Source organism: Streptomyces sp. NPDC111520 (assembly GCF_055635295.1).
On the sequence record NZ_JBVKBW010000025.1, the window covers coordinates 1 to 13,160 of the forward strand.

The 13,160-nt window shown below is 75.2% G+C and carries 13 protein-coding genes; 7 read left to right on the top strand and 6 right to left on the bottom strand.

Annotation, left to right across the window (positions count from 1 at the left end; translation table 11 throughout):
• Window positions 1-327: 327 nt before the first annotated feature.
• Complete coding sequence (locus tag ACZ7MY_RS37585) at window positions 328-2,145, top strand: glycoside hydrolase family 15 protein (RefSeq protein WP_499609346.1); 1,818 nt, start codon at window positions 328-330, stop codon at window positions 2,143-2,145.
• A gap of 576 nt (window positions 2,146-2,721) precedes the next feature.
• Here ACZ7MY_RS37585 and ACZ7MY_RS37590 read toward each other — a convergent pair.
• Complete coding sequence (locus ACZ7MY_RS37590) at window positions 2,722-3,285, bottom strand: GNAT family N-acetyltransferase (RefSeq protein ID WP_499609349.1); 564 nt, start codon at window positions 3,283-3,285, stop codon at window positions 2,722-2,724.
• A 753-nt stretch (window positions 3,286-4,038) separates the two neighbouring features.
• Here ACZ7MY_RS37590 and ACZ7MY_RS37595 point away from each other — a divergent pair.
• Window positions 4,039-5,010, top strand: a complete 972-nt coding sequence (locus ACZ7MY_RS37595) for a DUF8832 domain-containing protein (protein ID WP_499609352.1) — start codon at window positions 4,039-4,041, stop codon at window positions 5,008-5,010.
• A gap of 28 nt (window positions 5,011-5,038) precedes the next feature.
• Here the strand turns inward: ACZ7MY_RS37595 and ACZ7MY_RS37600 are convergent, their stop codons facing one another.
• Window positions 5,039-6,016: an alpha/beta fold hydrolase gene (locus tag ACZ7MY_RS37600; RefSeq protein ID WP_499609355.1), complete on the bottom strand. Its 978-nt coding sequence runs from the start codon at window positions 6,014-6,016 to the stop codon at window positions 5,039-5,041.
• A gap of 299 nt (window positions 6,017-6,315) precedes the next feature.
• Window positions 6,316-7,158: a prephenate dehydratase gene (locus ACZ7MY_RS37605; RefSeq protein ID WP_499609357.1), complete on the bottom strand. Its 843-nt coding sequence runs from the start codon at window positions 7,156-7,158 to the stop codon at window positions 6,316-6,318.
• A 435-nt stretch (window positions 7,159-7,593) separates the two neighbouring features.
• Between ACZ7MY_RS37605 and ACZ7MY_RS37610 the strand changes: the two genes are divergently transcribed.
• Window positions 7,594-7,959 carry a DUF1330 domain-containing protein gene (locus tag ACZ7MY_RS37610; protein ID WP_499609360.1) on the top strand — a complete coding sequence of 122 codons (366 nt, stop codon included), beginning with the start codon at window positions 7,594-7,596 and terminating at the stop codon, window positions 7,957-7,959.
• Here ACZ7MY_RS37610 and ACZ7MY_RS37615 read toward each other — a convergent pair.
• Window positions 7,942-8,886, bottom strand: a complete 945-nt coding sequence (locus ACZ7MY_RS37615; protein ID WP_499609362.1) for a helix-turn-helix domain-containing protein — start codon at window positions 8,884-8,886, stop codon at window positions 7,942-7,944. The genes ACZ7MY_RS37610 and ACZ7MY_RS37615 overlap by 18 nt on opposite strands.
• Window positions 8,887-9,094: 208 nt before the next feature.
• On the opposite strand from ACZ7MY_RS37615, the gene ACZ7MY_RS37620 reads away from it, so the two are divergent.
• Window positions 9,095-10,030, top strand: a complete 936-nt coding sequence (locus ACZ7MY_RS37620; RefSeq protein ID WP_499609364.1) for an alpha/beta hydrolase — start codon at window positions 9,095-9,097, stop codon at window positions 10,028-10,030.
• A 40-nt stretch (window positions 10,031-10,070) separates the two neighbouring features.
• Complete coding sequence (locus tag ACZ7MY_RS37625; protein WP_499609367.1) at window positions 10,071-10,736, top strand: MBL fold metallo-hydrolase; 666 nt, start codon at window positions 10,071-10,073, stop codon at window positions 10,734-10,736.
• A 69-nt stretch (window positions 10,737-10,805) separates the two neighbouring features.
• Here the strand turns inward: ACZ7MY_RS37625 and ACZ7MY_RS37630 are convergent, their stop codons facing one another.
• A complete protein-coding gene (locus tag ACZ7MY_RS37630) occupies window positions 10,806-11,450 on the bottom strand; it encodes a class I SAM-dependent methyltransferase (protein WP_499609370.1) in 645 nt (214 codons plus the stop codon).
• Between the two features lie 92 nt (window positions 11,451-11,542).
• Here ACZ7MY_RS37630 and ACZ7MY_RS37635 point away from each other — a divergent pair, with 92 nt between their 5' ends.
• Window positions 11,543-11,785, top strand: a complete 243-nt coding sequence (locus ACZ7MY_RS37635) for a hypothetical protein (protein WP_499609372.1) — start codon at window positions 11,543-11,545, stop codon at window positions 11,783-11,785.
• Window positions 11,786-12,021: 236 nt separating this feature from the next.
• Window positions 12,022-12,843 carry a DUF1684 domain-containing protein gene (locus ACZ7MY_RS37640; RefSeq protein ID WP_499609375.1) on the top strand — a complete coding sequence of 274 codons (822 nt, stop codon included), beginning with the start codon at window positions 12,022-12,024 and terminating at the stop codon, window positions 12,841-12,843.
• Window positions 12,844-12,853: 10 nt separating this feature from the next.
• Here ACZ7MY_RS37640 and ACZ7MY_RS37645 read toward each other — a convergent pair whose 3' ends face one another.
• On the bottom strand, window positions 12,854-13,039 hold the full coding sequence (locus ACZ7MY_RS37645) for a hypothetical protein (RefSeq protein WP_499609378.1): 186 nt from the start codon (window positions 13,037-13,039) through the stop codon (window positions 12,854-12,856).
• Window positions 13,040-13,160: the final 121 nt, after the last annotated feature.

Genomic DNA, 13,160 nt, shown 5'->3' on the forward strand with positions numbered 1-13,160 from the left:
CAGATCCGACCGAGCCACCGACCCCGCAGGAACACGCGTACCCATATACACCAGCATCCCCCCACACCCCCCGACCGGCGAATCAAACACCGCACACCCCCGCACGACCGGTCGCCCGCCGCCGTGCGGGGCACACTGGAGGAATGGACGTGGCCGGCGGGACCGGTCTGCCGTGACGGGCCGGGGACATCGGGTCGGCCGTGGGCGAACTCCGCCCGCGGCCCGCGGTGTTGGCGCAGCCGGCGCCGGTGCTCGGGTGGCCGGCGCGGGCCGCCGGGTACGGGGCCGGCCGGCCGGTCCGCCGGGGCACCGTCCGTGGGAGCTGCCATGAGTTCGACCGCGATCGCCGACTACGCACTGATCTCCGACCGGCATTCCGCCGCGCTCGTCAGCCGGGACGGCTCCGTCGACTGGTTGTGCTTCCCCCGGTTCGACAGCCCCTCGGTCTTCGCGCGACTGCTGGACGGCGCGGCCGGTCACTGGTCGGTCCGGCCGTCGGTCCCGTACGAGGCGACGCGGACCTACGTGGACCGGTCCATGGTGCTGGAGACGACCTTCCGCACCGGGTCGGGGACCGTCACCCTCACCGACGCCCTGCTGACCGGCCCGGGCGGCGACGGGCACAGCCTCGGGGCCGGCGCACCACGCCTGCTGGCCCGCCGGCTGACCTGCACGGAGGGCGAGGTGCCGGTGGAGACGGAGTACCGTCCGCGCCCCGAGTACGGGCTCGTGGCGCCGATCCTGTCGGGCACCGAGGGCGGGGTGATGTCGCGCGGCGGGGCCGAGTGGCTGATGCTGACCACCCCGCACCGCATGGACCTCGCCGACGCCACGGCCCGCGGCGCCTTCACCCTGCGGGCAGGCGAGTCCGTCTGCCTCGGTCTGCACCGTTCGACGCTCGAGGAACCCCCGGCCCACGTCTGGACGCAGGACGAGCTCTCCGGCCTCCTGGACTCCACGATTGCGGCGTGGCAGTCGTGGTCGGACCTGCACCAGGCCTACGACGGACCCTGGCGCGACCTGGTGCACCACAGCGGCCGGGTACTGCAGGCGCTGTCCTTCCAGCCCAGCGGTGCCATCATCGCCGCCGCGACCACCTCGCTGCCGGAGGGCGTGGGCGGCGAGCGCAACTGGGACTACCGCTACACCTGGGTCAGGGACGCCTGTCTGACGATGGAGGCCCTGTGGGTGGCGGCCTGCCCGGACGAGGCGCACGACTTCTTCGACTTCCTGGCGACGGCCGCGCCGTCGCTGGGCGAGGACCGGACGCTGCAGATCATGTTCGGCGTGGGCGGTGAACACGACCTGAGCGAGCGCACCCTCCCCCACCTGCGGGGATGGCGGGACAGCCGGCCGGTGCGGGTGGGCAACGGCGCGTGGTGCCAGCAGCAGATCGACGTCTACGGGGAACTCCTCGACGCGGCGTACCGTCTCGCGGACCAGCTGGACCGGATCGACGACGACACCCGGCGCTTCCTCGTGGCCTGCGCGGACGCCGCCGCGGAGCGCTGGACCGAGAAGGACCAGGGCATCTGGGAGGTCCGTGGCGAGCCCCGCCACTTCCTGTACTCCAAGGTGATGTGCTGGACGGCGCTCGACCGCGCCGTCAGGCTCGCCGCGCCCCGCGCGAAGGTGGCGGGCTGGCGCAGGACGCGGGACGAGATCCACCGGACCGTGCTGCGCGAGGGCTGGAGCGAGGAGGCGGGCGCGTTCACGCAGTACTACGGCTCGACCGCGCTCGACGCGTCGAACCTGATGATGCCGATCGTCGGTTTCCTGCCCGCCGACGACCCGCGGATCCGCGCCACCATCGACGCGACGGAACGGGGACTGACGGACGGCGCGGGGCTGGTCTACCGTTACCGCCCCGAGGAGGGTCTCGACGGCATGGCCGGGGAAGAGGGCACCTTCCTGCTGTGCACCTTCTGGCTGGCCCAGGCGCTGGCGCTGGCGGGCCGGGCGGAGCGGGCCAGCGACGTCTTCGCCCGGGCGGCGTCGTACGTGAACGACGTGGGCCTCCTGGCGGAGGAGATCGACCCGGTCACCGGTGAACTGCTCGGCAACTTCCCGCAGGCGTTCAGCCACATCGGCCTGGTCAACGCCGCGTGGGCGATCAGTGAGGCCCGGCAGCCCATCGCCGCCTGATGCGGCGTCAGGAGAGGTGCGACGGCACGGAGTCGGCCGGTGAGCGTGGGCGGGGGAGGTACGAAGCGGGCCCGGGGCCGTTTCATCGGGGGCCACTCCGGGGCCCCGGGCCGCTGATGCCATCAGACACCCGCCGGCACCTTCCTGCGAGCCGGGCTGACCCACCCGGGGTCAACCGGGCATCGGGACCCGTGGTGTGACGGGGTGTCCGGAACGCCGCGCGGCACGGCGGGGGGCGGCGCCGCACACGATCGGCGCCGGCCGGAAGGGGGGCCGGGCCGGCGCCGGATCGAAGCGGGGCCGTTCTCCTGGACCGCGGGCTCCGTGGGGACCGGACCGCTCGTCGGTCCCCGGCGGAGTCCCGCGTCAGGTCTCCCGCACCCGGTCCAACCGTGCGGCGGACCCCGTCATTCCCCCGTCGCCGCCGTCCGACGCGCCGTACTGCCCGTACCGCCGCCCTCCGGGTGCCCGACCTCGCCGGTGAACCGGGCGCTCGTGGCGGGCGGCGATGCGGTGAGGGCCGACGCGTAGCGGACAGGCCCGGGACCGGCCGGCGCCGACCGGGAGCCGTTCCCGTCATCCCCCGCCGGGTCCGGAGCGGGGGTGCCGCCGCTCCCAGTCGTCGGCGAGCAGGCCGAACAGCAGGTCGTCGGTCCACTCGCCCTTGATCCACGAGTGGGCCGGCCGGCGGCCCTCCAGCCGGAACCCCACGCGTTCCAGCAGCCGCGCCGAGGCGCTGTTGCGGGCGTCGCACTCTGCGGACACGCGGTGCAGACCGCACTCGGTGAAGAGCCGGTCGAGCAGCGCCGTGACGGCCTCGGCGGCGTAGCCGTGGCCCTGGTGCGCGCGGGCGAGGGTGAAGCCGAGTTCGGCCTGCATCCGGTTGTCGTGCAGGCACACGCCGATGTCGCCGATCAGCTCGCCGCCGGCGACGAGCTCCACCGCGTACTGGAACCATCCCGGCTCCGCCGGATCGCCCGCCGCGAAGGCCGCGACGAGGTCCGCGGCCTCCTCCGGGGAGACCGGTGCGCTCCAGCCCTGGTACCGGGCGACGGCGGGATCGGAGCGGTAGGCGGCCAGGGCCGGCGCGTCGTCGGGACGGAAGCGGCGCAGGCGCAGCCGGGAGGTCTGCGGGAACATGCCCGCGATGCTCTCATGCGGCGGCGCGCCTCCCGGCGCCCCCGCGCCCCCGCACCGCCCGCACCGCCCCGCCCCGCCCCGTCCCGTACTGCCGGGTACGTCGCGTTGGTGCTCACCCCCGACAGGCACGATGCTGGTCAGTGGATGGCCCGGCCGAGCCCGGTTCCCCGCCACCGCCCGAGCGGGGGAAGGAACCTGGTTCCCGGGGCGCCGACGGCGGTACCGCCTACACCGCCTCCGCCACGCTCGACGACCACGGGGTCGTCAGGAGCGCCCAGGCCCACCGCCTGCTCGGCCACGCGCCCGCCGAGATCATCGGCCACCCCGCCACATTGTTGCTCGCCGGACCGCCGCCGCACACACCACCGCCCTCCGCGGCACGCTGGGCCGGGACCCTCGCGCTCCGGCACCGGGACGGGCACACCCTGCGGCTGCGGCTGCTCGCGCACCACCGCGGGCCCGCGGACGGCGATGACGCCGCGGGGCCCGGACGCAACGGCGGCGGAGAGGGCAAGGCCGGCTGGCTCGTGGCGCAGCTCGCCCAGCAATGGGGTACCCGTCACCACCCCCCGCGGCAAGACGATCCGGACCGAACAGGCCCTGGCGCCCGCATGGCACGCCTGACCGGCATACCCCCACCCCGTATCCCGAGACAGCTCCCCCACGCCTTGGCACATACCCCCTGGGGGTATATGTTGGTGCCGCGCGGCCGCCCGGCACGCGTCCCCGGCCACGCCGTCCACGGAGCACCCTTTGAACACCGGAGCGAAGATCACCGCGTTCGCCGTCGTCCTGGCGGCATCCTTCGGCACCGCCTACGGCGTGGGCGCGGCCCTGGACCCGGTGCGCGCCCCGGGATCCGGCGCGAACGCGCCGGAGGCGGCGCACGCGCACGGGAGCGCCGGTACCGCCGGCGCCGCCCACTCCGCAGGCGAAGCGTCAGCGGCGCATCCCGTGGGCGGCCTGGGCGCCACCGAGGCCGGCTACACCCTCGACCTGCTCACACCGCGGGTCGGCTCCGGCCGCCCGGACCGCCTGCGCTTCGTCATACGCGACGCCGACGGCCACCCGCTCACGTCGTACCGGCGCGCCCACGAGAAGGAACTGCACCTGGTCCTCGCCTCGCGCGACCTCACCGAATACCGCCATCTGCATCCGGTCCGCGCGGCCGACGGCACATGGAGCACCCCGGTCGGCCTCCCCCGCGCCGGGGACTACCGGGTCCTCGCCGACTTCACCCCCGCCGCGGAGGGCAGCCGCGACCTGACGCTCGGCGCCGACCTGTCGGTGACCGGGGACCACCGTCCCGCCGCCCCCGCGCCGGCCTCCCGGACCGCGACCGTCGACGGCTACACCGTGACGCTCGACGGATCCCTGCGGTCCGGCGCCGAGCGGGAGCTCCGGCTGACGGTGACCAGGGACGGCCGCGAGGTCACGGACCTGCAGCCGTACCTCGGTGCGTACGGCCACCTCGTCGCCCTGCGCGCCGGCGACCTCGCGTATCTGCACGTGCACCCGGGCGGCACCCCCGGCGACGGCCGCACCGCGCCCGGGCCCGAGGTCTCCTTCACCGCCACGGCCCCGAGCACGGGCACGTACCGGCTCTTCCTCGACTTCAAGCACCGGGGGACGGTGCGCACCGCCCCCTTCACGGTCAGGGCCGGCGAGGGCGGGGAACGCGGGCACGCCGACGCGGACAGCGGCAGCGCCGGCCACGGCCACTGACGGCGGGCGCCGTCCGCGGGCTCGCCCCTCAGGCGGAGCGACGCCGCAGGCGACGGACGCCGAACAGGGCTCCCGCACCGGCGGCCAGCGTGCCCGCGGCGACGGAGGCGAGAGCGGCGACGCCGGAACGACGCTCCGCGGAGCCGGTGTCCGCCAGCTCGGGGCGGCCGCCCTCCGCGGCGCCGGCGGCCTGGAGGATCAGGTCGGCGACGGCGTCGGGCCGCGCGATCAGTGAGACGTGGCAGGTGTCGAGCTCCACGGTGTGCGAGTGCGCGCGCCGCGCCTGGAAGCGCTCCTGCTCCGGGTTGATGGTCATGTCCTGACGGCCGACGAGCGCCCAGGACGGGATCGTCTTCCAGGCCGCGACCTCGGCCTTCTCCGAGAACGCGGTGGTGGCCGCGGGCCGCTGGGTGACGCCCAGCAGATTCGCCTGCCCCTCCGAAAGGCAGGCGGCGAACACCGGGTGCACCTTGTCGCGCTCGAGGTAGAGGTCAGTACCGCTGACCCCGCCGCCCGCGCGGTACGGCACGGACCTGGTGGCGGTGCCGAGTGCGCTGGGGAACCGCTCGGCCAGCGACATCCCGCTCTCGCCGACGTCGGGCATCAGCGCCGAGACGTACACCAGCGACTTCACGTGGGGGTTCCCGGCCGCGGCCGAGCTGATCACGGCGCCGCCATAGGAGTGACCGGCCAGGACGATGGGGCCCTTGACGCTCTTCAGCACGGAGGCGACGTACTCGGCGTCGCTGTGCAGCCCGCGCAGCGGGTTGGCGGGGGCCATGACGGGATAGCCGCGGGCCTCGAGCCGCTCGATCACGCCGTTCCAGCTGGAGGCGTCCGCGAACGCCCCGTGGATCAGGACGACCGTCGGCTTCGCACTTGACGTGTCCCCGTCCGCGGCGGCGGGGGCCGCGGCGGACGCGCTCAGGGCCAGGGCGCAGCCGGCCGCGGCGACGTGGGCGCGACGTATGCGACGCCGGGAACGGGGATCCAGAGTTGCCGCCATGCCGTATCTCGCTTTCCTCGGGGCTCAGGGCGGGGCCCTGTGGCCCCGGGGCCCTACGGCACCTGAGTGTTCACGGCCCGGCGGCGACAGGCCCGGCCACGTGTGCCGACCGGGTCACGTGCGGGGGCCGTCGGGGTGAAACGCGGCCCGGGAGGGTGTGACGTCCACGGTTGCGTCACGTCACACGGCGGCAGCGGTGCGGCGGCCTTCGCCGTACCCACGGCAGGGCACGGCGACCCGAACGGCGAAGAGCGGGCATGAAGCCCTCGGGGCCCCGCCCCGTACGACCGGATCCGGCGTCAGCCGTGGTCCAGGGAGCGGTGCGGATGCGCCGGGTAGACGCCCATGATCCGCACCTCGGAGGAGAAGAACCGCAGCTCCTCCAGGGCCAGGGCCACGCTGCTCTCCGCCGGGTGGCCCTCGATCTCGATGTAGAAGCGGCTGGCCTTGAGGCCCGCGCCCACCTGGTAGCTCTCGATCTTCGTGAGGTTCACCGCGTTGCTGGAGAAGCCGCCGAGCGCCTTGTAGAGCGCGCTCGGGATGTTGCGCACGGAGAAGAACAGGCTGGTCATCATCGGCGTGCCCGAGTCCTGCGGGAACGCGGCGTCGCGGGCGAGGACGACGAAGCGGGTGGTGTTGTCCGAGGTGTCCTCGACGCCGCCGCGCAGCACCTGCAGCCCGTAGAGCTCCGCGGCTCCGGGCGGGGCCAGGGCCGCGTGACGCCGGTCGCCTAGCTCGGCGACCTCGCGGGCGGCGCCCGCCGTGTCGTCGCTGACCAGCGTCTGCCAGCCGCCCTCGCGGATGATCTTCCGGCACTGCCCCAGCGCGTGCACATGGCTGCGGACGCACGCGACGTCCTCCAGCGTGGCGCCGGGCACGCCCATCAGGTCGAAGCGGATCGGCAGGAAGTACTCCGCGATGATCGACAGGTCCGCCTCGGGCAGCAGGTGGTGCACGTCCGCGACACGGCCGGCGGCCGAGTTGTCGACGGGGATCACGGCCAGGTCGGCGGTCCCCAGCGCGACCGCCTCAAGCGCCTGCTCGAAGGTCGTGCAGGGCAGCTCCCGGCTGTCGGGGTACAGCCTCTGGGCGGCGGCGGCCGAGTTCGATCCGGGTTCTCCCTGGTAGGCGATGGTCACCATGTGCGCGTCGGTATCTCCGGATCGATGGACTGTGCTGTCGGCGGGGCCGTCTTCGCATGCTACTGCGCGGTGCCCGCCGACCTCGTACGCGTCCGAGGGCCGGACGGCCGCGTGAGTGGGCCGGGGATCCGGCCCACCCGCGCCGCAGGGTGCCCCGGGCGGCCCCCACCGCCCGGGGTCGTCGGCGCGCCGCCGGCGGGGTGACGAGCCGGTCGACGGCGGCCGCCACCCACTGTGCGCGGCCCCGGGCGCGGGTGGCAGTGCCCCGCTGTTCCTGGGAGCACGGGGACCAGGCACGTCACCCGACAGGGCGGATCCCGGAGCCCGGGCGGCGCGTCGTGCGGCGGCCGGGCGGGCGCGTCACGTGGCCTGGTGACGGCGGCCGAAGGCCCGTGGCCGGACGCGCGCCGACAACACCCACCCCGGAGGTCCGGCATGAGCACGTACCTGATCAACCACCTGCGCATCCCTGGCGGCATCCCGAACGAGGAGGGCCTGAGGTACCTGGAGCGCGTCGACGCCACCTTGCGGCCCTACGGCGGCGCCTGGCTCGCGAACGGCGAGCCGACGGTGGTGGAGGGCGCATGGCCCGGCCTGGTCGTGCTGCTGGAGTTCCCCGACCGGGCCGCCGCCGAGAGCTGGTACGACTCGCCGGAGTACCGGGAGATCCTGCCGCTGCGCACCAGGAACGCGATCTCCGACCTGGTGCTGATCGACGCGGTCCCCGCGGGCTACACCGTCGCGGACCTCGCACGGCAGGTCAGGACGGCCGCCGCCGGGACGTCAGTTCCCGAGGGCTGACGCGGGGCCGCCGCCCCGGTGTGCCCGCCCCGGAGCCGTGCCGTCCGGCGTCGCGTCGCCCTCCAACGCCCCGTCGCCGCCCGGCTGCCCCGCCGTCCACGAGGCGAGGATGCGCAGGGCGTCGTACGACGAGGTGCCGGGCTCGGCGGTCAGCACCATGAGGCGCTGCCCCGAGCCGTCGGGGCTGCTCCACGTGTCGCAGTCGAGCGTGAGGTCGCCGACCACGCCGTGCCGGTAGTGCTTGGTGCCGTAGGCGGCGGTGATGACGCGGTGCTCCGCCCACCAGGTACGGAAGTCGGCGTCCCGGACCGACAACTCGCCCACCAGGCGGGCGAGTTCGGGGTCGTCCGCGTCCGCTGCGGCCTGCATGCGCAGCGCGGCCACGGCGTCACGGGCGTCGTGCTCCCACTGCCGGTGCATGCCGCGGACGACGGGGTGGGTGAACAGCAGGTGCACGTAGTTGCGGCGGTCCGGCGGGACCTGTGCGAAGTCGGTGTACAGGGCCGCGGCCGCGTCGTTCCAGGCCAGGACGTCCATCCGCGTGCCGAGGACGACGGCGGGCGTCGCGGTGAGCCGGTCCAGCAGGCGACGCATCGCGGGCCTGACGCGCTGCGGGGGACGCCGCCGCCGCGGATGTGCGTCGGCCTTGCCGGCCAGCTCGTACAGGTACCGCTGCTGGTCCTCGTCGAGGCGCAGCGCACGGGCGAGGGGGGCGAGGACCGCCGCCGACGCGCGTACCCGGCCCTGCTCCAGCCGCGTGTAGTAGTCGACGCTGATCGCGGCGAGTTGCGCGACCTCCTCGCGGCGCAGGCCCGCGACCTTGCGCGCGGAATCCGCCGGCGGCAGGCCGCATTCGTGCGGTGCGAGCTGTGCCCGGCGGGCCTTGAGGAAGGCTCCGAGTTCGCGAGGACCAGATGCCGCAGTCATGTGCCCCATTCTCCCGCGGGCTCCCCCGCCTGTGAGGGGGCAGGTTCCTTCCCGGGCAGGAACCCGCCTCTCCCGCCCGCCCCGGCCAGGGCGGATGGTCGGGAAGTGCCCGGCGCGGAGCCGGGCCGCGGCGGGCCCGCCGGGGCGCGGCCCCGCGGAACACCGCACACGCGACACGCGACACGCGACACGAGACACGGAGCATCCTGTGGCCGAGACCACCGTCACCTTCGACAGCGCCGGCATCCCCCTCGCCGGCCACCTCCACTCCCCCGACGCCCCCGCCGCGGCGGGCCCGCGGCCCGCGATCGTCGTGGGCCACCCCGGCACCGGCGTGAAGGAGCAGACCGCGGGCCTCTACGCACGGCGCCTGGCCGAGGAGGGCTTCGTCACGCTCGCCTTCGACGCGGCCCATCAGGGCGAGAGCGGCGGCGAACCCCGCGGCCTGGAGGACCCGGCCCAGCGCGTCGAGGACCTCAAGGCGGCCGTCTCCTACCTCACCACCCGCGATGACGTCGACGCCGGGCGCATCGGCGCCCTCGGCATCTGCGCCTCCGGCGGCTACGTCCTTCCCGCCGCGGCCGGCGACCGGCGGATCAGGGCCGTCGCCACCGTCAGCGCGGCCGACATCTCGCGCCAGTTCCGCCTGGGGGCGGACGGCACCCAGGACGCGGCCGTGTTCGAGGGGATGCTGGAGGCCACCGCCGCCGCGCGTACCGCCGAGGCGCGCGGCGAGAAGCCGCCCGTCCTGACCCTCTTCCCCGGCACCGCCGAACAGGCCCGCGCGCTGGGCGGGGAACACGGCGTCGAGGGCTTTGAGTACTACCGCACCCCGCGCGCCCGGCACCCCCGGTCGGCCGACTTCTTCACCTGGTCCAGCGTCGACAGGTTCGCGGCCTTCGACGCCTTCGCCACCGTCCCCCTGATCGGGCCGCGTCCGCTGCTGATGGTCGCGGGATCCCGCGCGGTCACCGCCTGGATGAGCGTCGACGCGTTCCAGCGCGCCACCGGGCCCAAGGAGTTGCACTGGATCGAGGGCGCGAGCCACGTCGACCTCTACGACCGGGAGCAGTACGTCGGGCCCGCGGTCGAGAAGCTCGCCGCGTTCTTCGCCGCGAACCTGGGCGCGGCCGCGGAGCACTGAACCGGACGACCCGGACGGCGTGTGCCGGTAGGGTCCGCGCATGCGCGAACTCGCCCGCGGCGTCTGGCACTGGCAGGCGCCGCACCCGGAGTGGACGCCCGACGAGCGGTGGCCGCGGGAGGTGTCGTCGTCCGCGATCGACGACGGCACCCGGCTGCTCCTCTTCGACCCGCTGTCCGTACCGCCCGGACTGCTCGCGCTCGCCGCCGACCGGGAGCCGGTGGTGGTGCTCACGGCGCCCTGGCACGAGCGTGACGCGCGGCGTCTGGCCGAGCGCCTCGGCGCACCGGTGTTCACGCCGCCGCCCGACACCGCCGACGACCTCGTGCGGAAGTTCGGCGTCACGCGCGAACAGGCCGGGGACGGCAGCCCCGACCTCACCTGGCTCCGCACGGGCGGCGACGGTCCCGGCCACCTGTACGCAGCGGGCGACCGGCTCCCGGCGGGGGTCGAGGTGTTCGCCGGACGGGAGCGGAACGACCTGGTGCTCTGGGACGGCCGGGCGCGGGCCGTCATCCCGGGCGACACCCTGGTCGACTTCGGCCGCGGCCTGCAGATCAACGACCGGTTGCGGGACGGCGTCACGCGCGAGCAGGTGGTCGGACGCCTGCGCCCGCTGCTCGCCCTCCCGGTCGAGTTCGTCCTGCCCGCACACGGCGCACCGGCCGACCGGACCGCGCTGGAGCGCGCGTTGTCCCCGCTCTGACCGCAGCGGACCGGTCCGGCGCGGGGGCGTTCTCCGCGATGCCGGCCGGGGACGTGCCGGCCCGTGGACTCACGCGTCGCGGTGGGCGAGGAGGATCCCCCCGAGCCTGCTCTCGGCCGAGGTGAGCGTCATCTTCGCCTCGACGGTGAAACCGGCGTCGCCGAGCCGGGCCGCCATGTGGCCGGTCCGGCGGAGGTGGACGCGGACCTTCATCGGGTGGCCGCCGTAGCCCTGCGTCTTCAGGCGCGTCTCCTCGCCGACGTGGAAGGCGAGCAGGAGCGGGCCGCCCGGCCGCAGCACGCGCCGGAAGTGCGTGAGGACGGCGCCGAGCGCGTCGTCGGGGACGTGGATCAGGGAGTACCAGGCGACCAGGCCCGCCGTCGAGGCGTCGGGGAGGTCGAGGTCCGTCATGGACCCGACGTCGAACCGCAGGCCGGGGTGCTCGCGCCGGGCCACCCTGACCATCGCGGGTGACAGGTCGATCCCGAAGGCGTCCACGCCCATGCCGTGCAGGTGCGCCGTGATCCTCCCGGATCCGCAGCCCACGTCCGCGACCGGCCCTCCGCCACCGCTCCTGACCAGGTCGGCGAAGAGCCCCAGGACCGCGCGTTCGTACGGTGTCCCGTCCAGGAGCCCGCGCACCTGGTCGGCGTAATCCTCCGCGACGGTGTCGTAGGAGGCGCGGGTGTCCGCCAGCCAGTCGTCGGTGTCCATGGCCGGCCACGGTAGCGGGGCCGGCCGCGGCGGGCAGCGAGGGCCACGCGGCGCCCTCCGGCGACCCCGTCGGGGCCCGTGAGGGGACGGTCATGACCCTGCGGGAGGGCGGGCCGGCGCTGTGCCGCCGCGAACGCGTCACGGTGGAACCGGGGATGACGACGACCGCTTCGACGGGGCTGCCCGGCCGGGTCGAGGACGTCCGCTCCCCGGTGCTCGCACCGGAGCGCAGGCGGCTCGTCGTGGAGTCGGTCCGCCGCCTCGTCACGGACCGGCCCGTCGGCCCGCGGCGCCCGACGGCGGTCGGCAACCTCCGTACGAACCGGGCGTGTTGACCCGCGACGGAGGAGGCACCACCCCGTCCGGCGCAATCGCCACGCCCTCCGGCCTGCGCCGCCGGCGCGGACGCGGCAGCCTGGAGGGCGGAGCCCGCCCGGTCGTCCTCGCACGCCGACCGGGCGGGCCGCTGCCGTCTGCCGTCACTGCCTCCGGGGGCCGGCGGGATGACTTCGCGGTCCGCGGCGGTTGTACGGAGCAGGGAGTACACCCGGCACGCGAGGGAGCAGCGGACATGACCGCGCAGGACGTCGACCGCACCGGATTCGCCGAGGACTGGGAGCACTGGCACCGCGCCAAGGAGGAGGTGCTCGCCGGTCCGCACGGTTTCCTGGCGATCACCAGTCTGCGCTGGCTCGGCCCGCGGGCCGAACGCTTCGACGACGCCCCCGGCGCCTGGTCGGCCGCCGACGGCCGGGTGGTGGTCGAGCTGGGCGACGGCGAGGAGTTGACCGTCGACGGGGCGGTCGTGCGCGGACGCCACGACTTCGGCGTCATCGCCGAGCGCGACAGCGTGTACGCCGGCTTCGGCGACGCCGTCGTCGAGGTCGCCAAGCGCGGCGGGCACGACGTGCTGCGGCCGCGCCACCCGGACAACCCGCTGCGCACCGGCTTCACCGGGACGCCCGCCTACGCACCCGATCCCCGCTGGGTGCGCGAGGGCCGCTTCGTGCCCTACGACGCCCCGCGCCCGGTGACCGTGGGCGCGACGGTGGAGGGGCTGGAGCACGTCTACGACGCCCCCGGGCACGTGGAGTTCGAGGTGGACGGCGCGACGTACCGGCTCACCGTCTTCAACGGTTTCCGGCCGGGCGCCCTGATGGCCCTGTTCACGGACGCGACGTCCGGGGTGACCACCTACGCGGCGAACCGCTCCCTGCAGATCGGCCCCCCGGACGCCGAGGGACGGGTGCGCCTCGACTTCAACCGCGCGGCCAACCTGCCCTGCGCCTACACCGACCTGGCCACCTGCCCCCTCCCGCCCGCCGGCAACCGGCTTCCGTTCGCCGTCGAGGCGGGCGAGAGGATCCCCCTGGAACGCGGCGGACGCCCCTGAGCCCCGCCCCTCAGCCGCGCAGGACCTCGCGGCCCAGCCGGCGGCGGGCCGGGTCCAGCGCGGCGTCGACCTCCTTGTTCCGCGCGACGTCCAGCACGACGGCGGCAGGGTGGTGCTCCCGGCGCTCCACGGCGGCGCGGCGCAGGTGGGTCGGCGGGTGGGTCCGGTCCTCGGTGTGGCCGGTGAGGGCGGACACCCGGGCGCCGGCGTTCGAACTCGTGCGGCGGGATCGACGCGACGTACTCCTTGAGCCGCTCCCAGACCGCCTCGTCCGGTTCCCGCCCGGTTCCGCGTGCGGCGCGGTGGACGGTGCCGGC

What these genes read in the sequence shown, in the direction of transcription:
- ACZ7MY_RS37640 (WP_499609375.1), top strand. Translation starts at nt 12,022, where the DNA reads ATGACCGCGCAGGACGTCGACCGCACCGGATTCGCCGAGGACTGGGAG.
- ACZ7MY_RS37600 (WP_499609355.1), bottom strand. Translation starts at nt 6,016, where the DNA reads ATGGCGGCAACTCTGGATCCCCGTTCCCGGCGTCGCATACGTCGCGCC.
- ACZ7MY_RS37585 (WP_499609346.1), top strand. Translation starts at nt 328, where the DNA reads ATGAGTTCGACCGCGATCGCCGACTACGCACTGATCTCCGACCGGCAT.
- ACZ7MY_RS37625 (WP_499609367.1), top strand. Translation starts at nt 10,071, where the DNA reads ATGCGCGAACTCGCCCGCGGCGTCTGGCACTGGCAGGCGCCGCACCCG.
- ACZ7MY_RS37630 (WP_499609370.1), bottom strand. Translation starts at nt 11,450, where the DNA reads ATGGACACCGACGACTGGCTGGCGGACACCCGCGCCTCCTACGACACC.
- ACZ7MY_RS37615 (WP_499609362.1), bottom strand. Translation starts at nt 8,886, where the DNA reads ATGACTGCGGCATCTGGTCCTCGCGAACTCGGAGCCTTCCTCAAGGCC.
- ACZ7MY_RS37605 (WP_499609357.1), bottom strand. Translation starts at nt 7,158, where the DNA reads ATGGTGACCATCGCCTACCAGGGAGAACCCGGATCGAACTCGGCCGCC.
- ACZ7MY_RS37590 (WP_499609349.1), bottom strand. Translation starts at nt 3,285, where the DNA reads ATGTTCCCGCAGACCTCCCGGCTGCGCCTGCGCCGCTTCCGTCCCGAC.
- ACZ7MY_RS37635 (WP_499609372.1), top strand. Translation starts at nt 11,543, where the DNA reads ATGACCCTGCGGGAGGGCGGGCCGGCGCTGTGCCGCCGCGAACGCGTC.
- ACZ7MY_RS37610 (WP_499609360.1), top strand. Translation starts at nt 7,594, where the DNA reads ATGAGCACGTACCTGATCAACCACCTGCGCATCCCTGGCGGCATCCCG.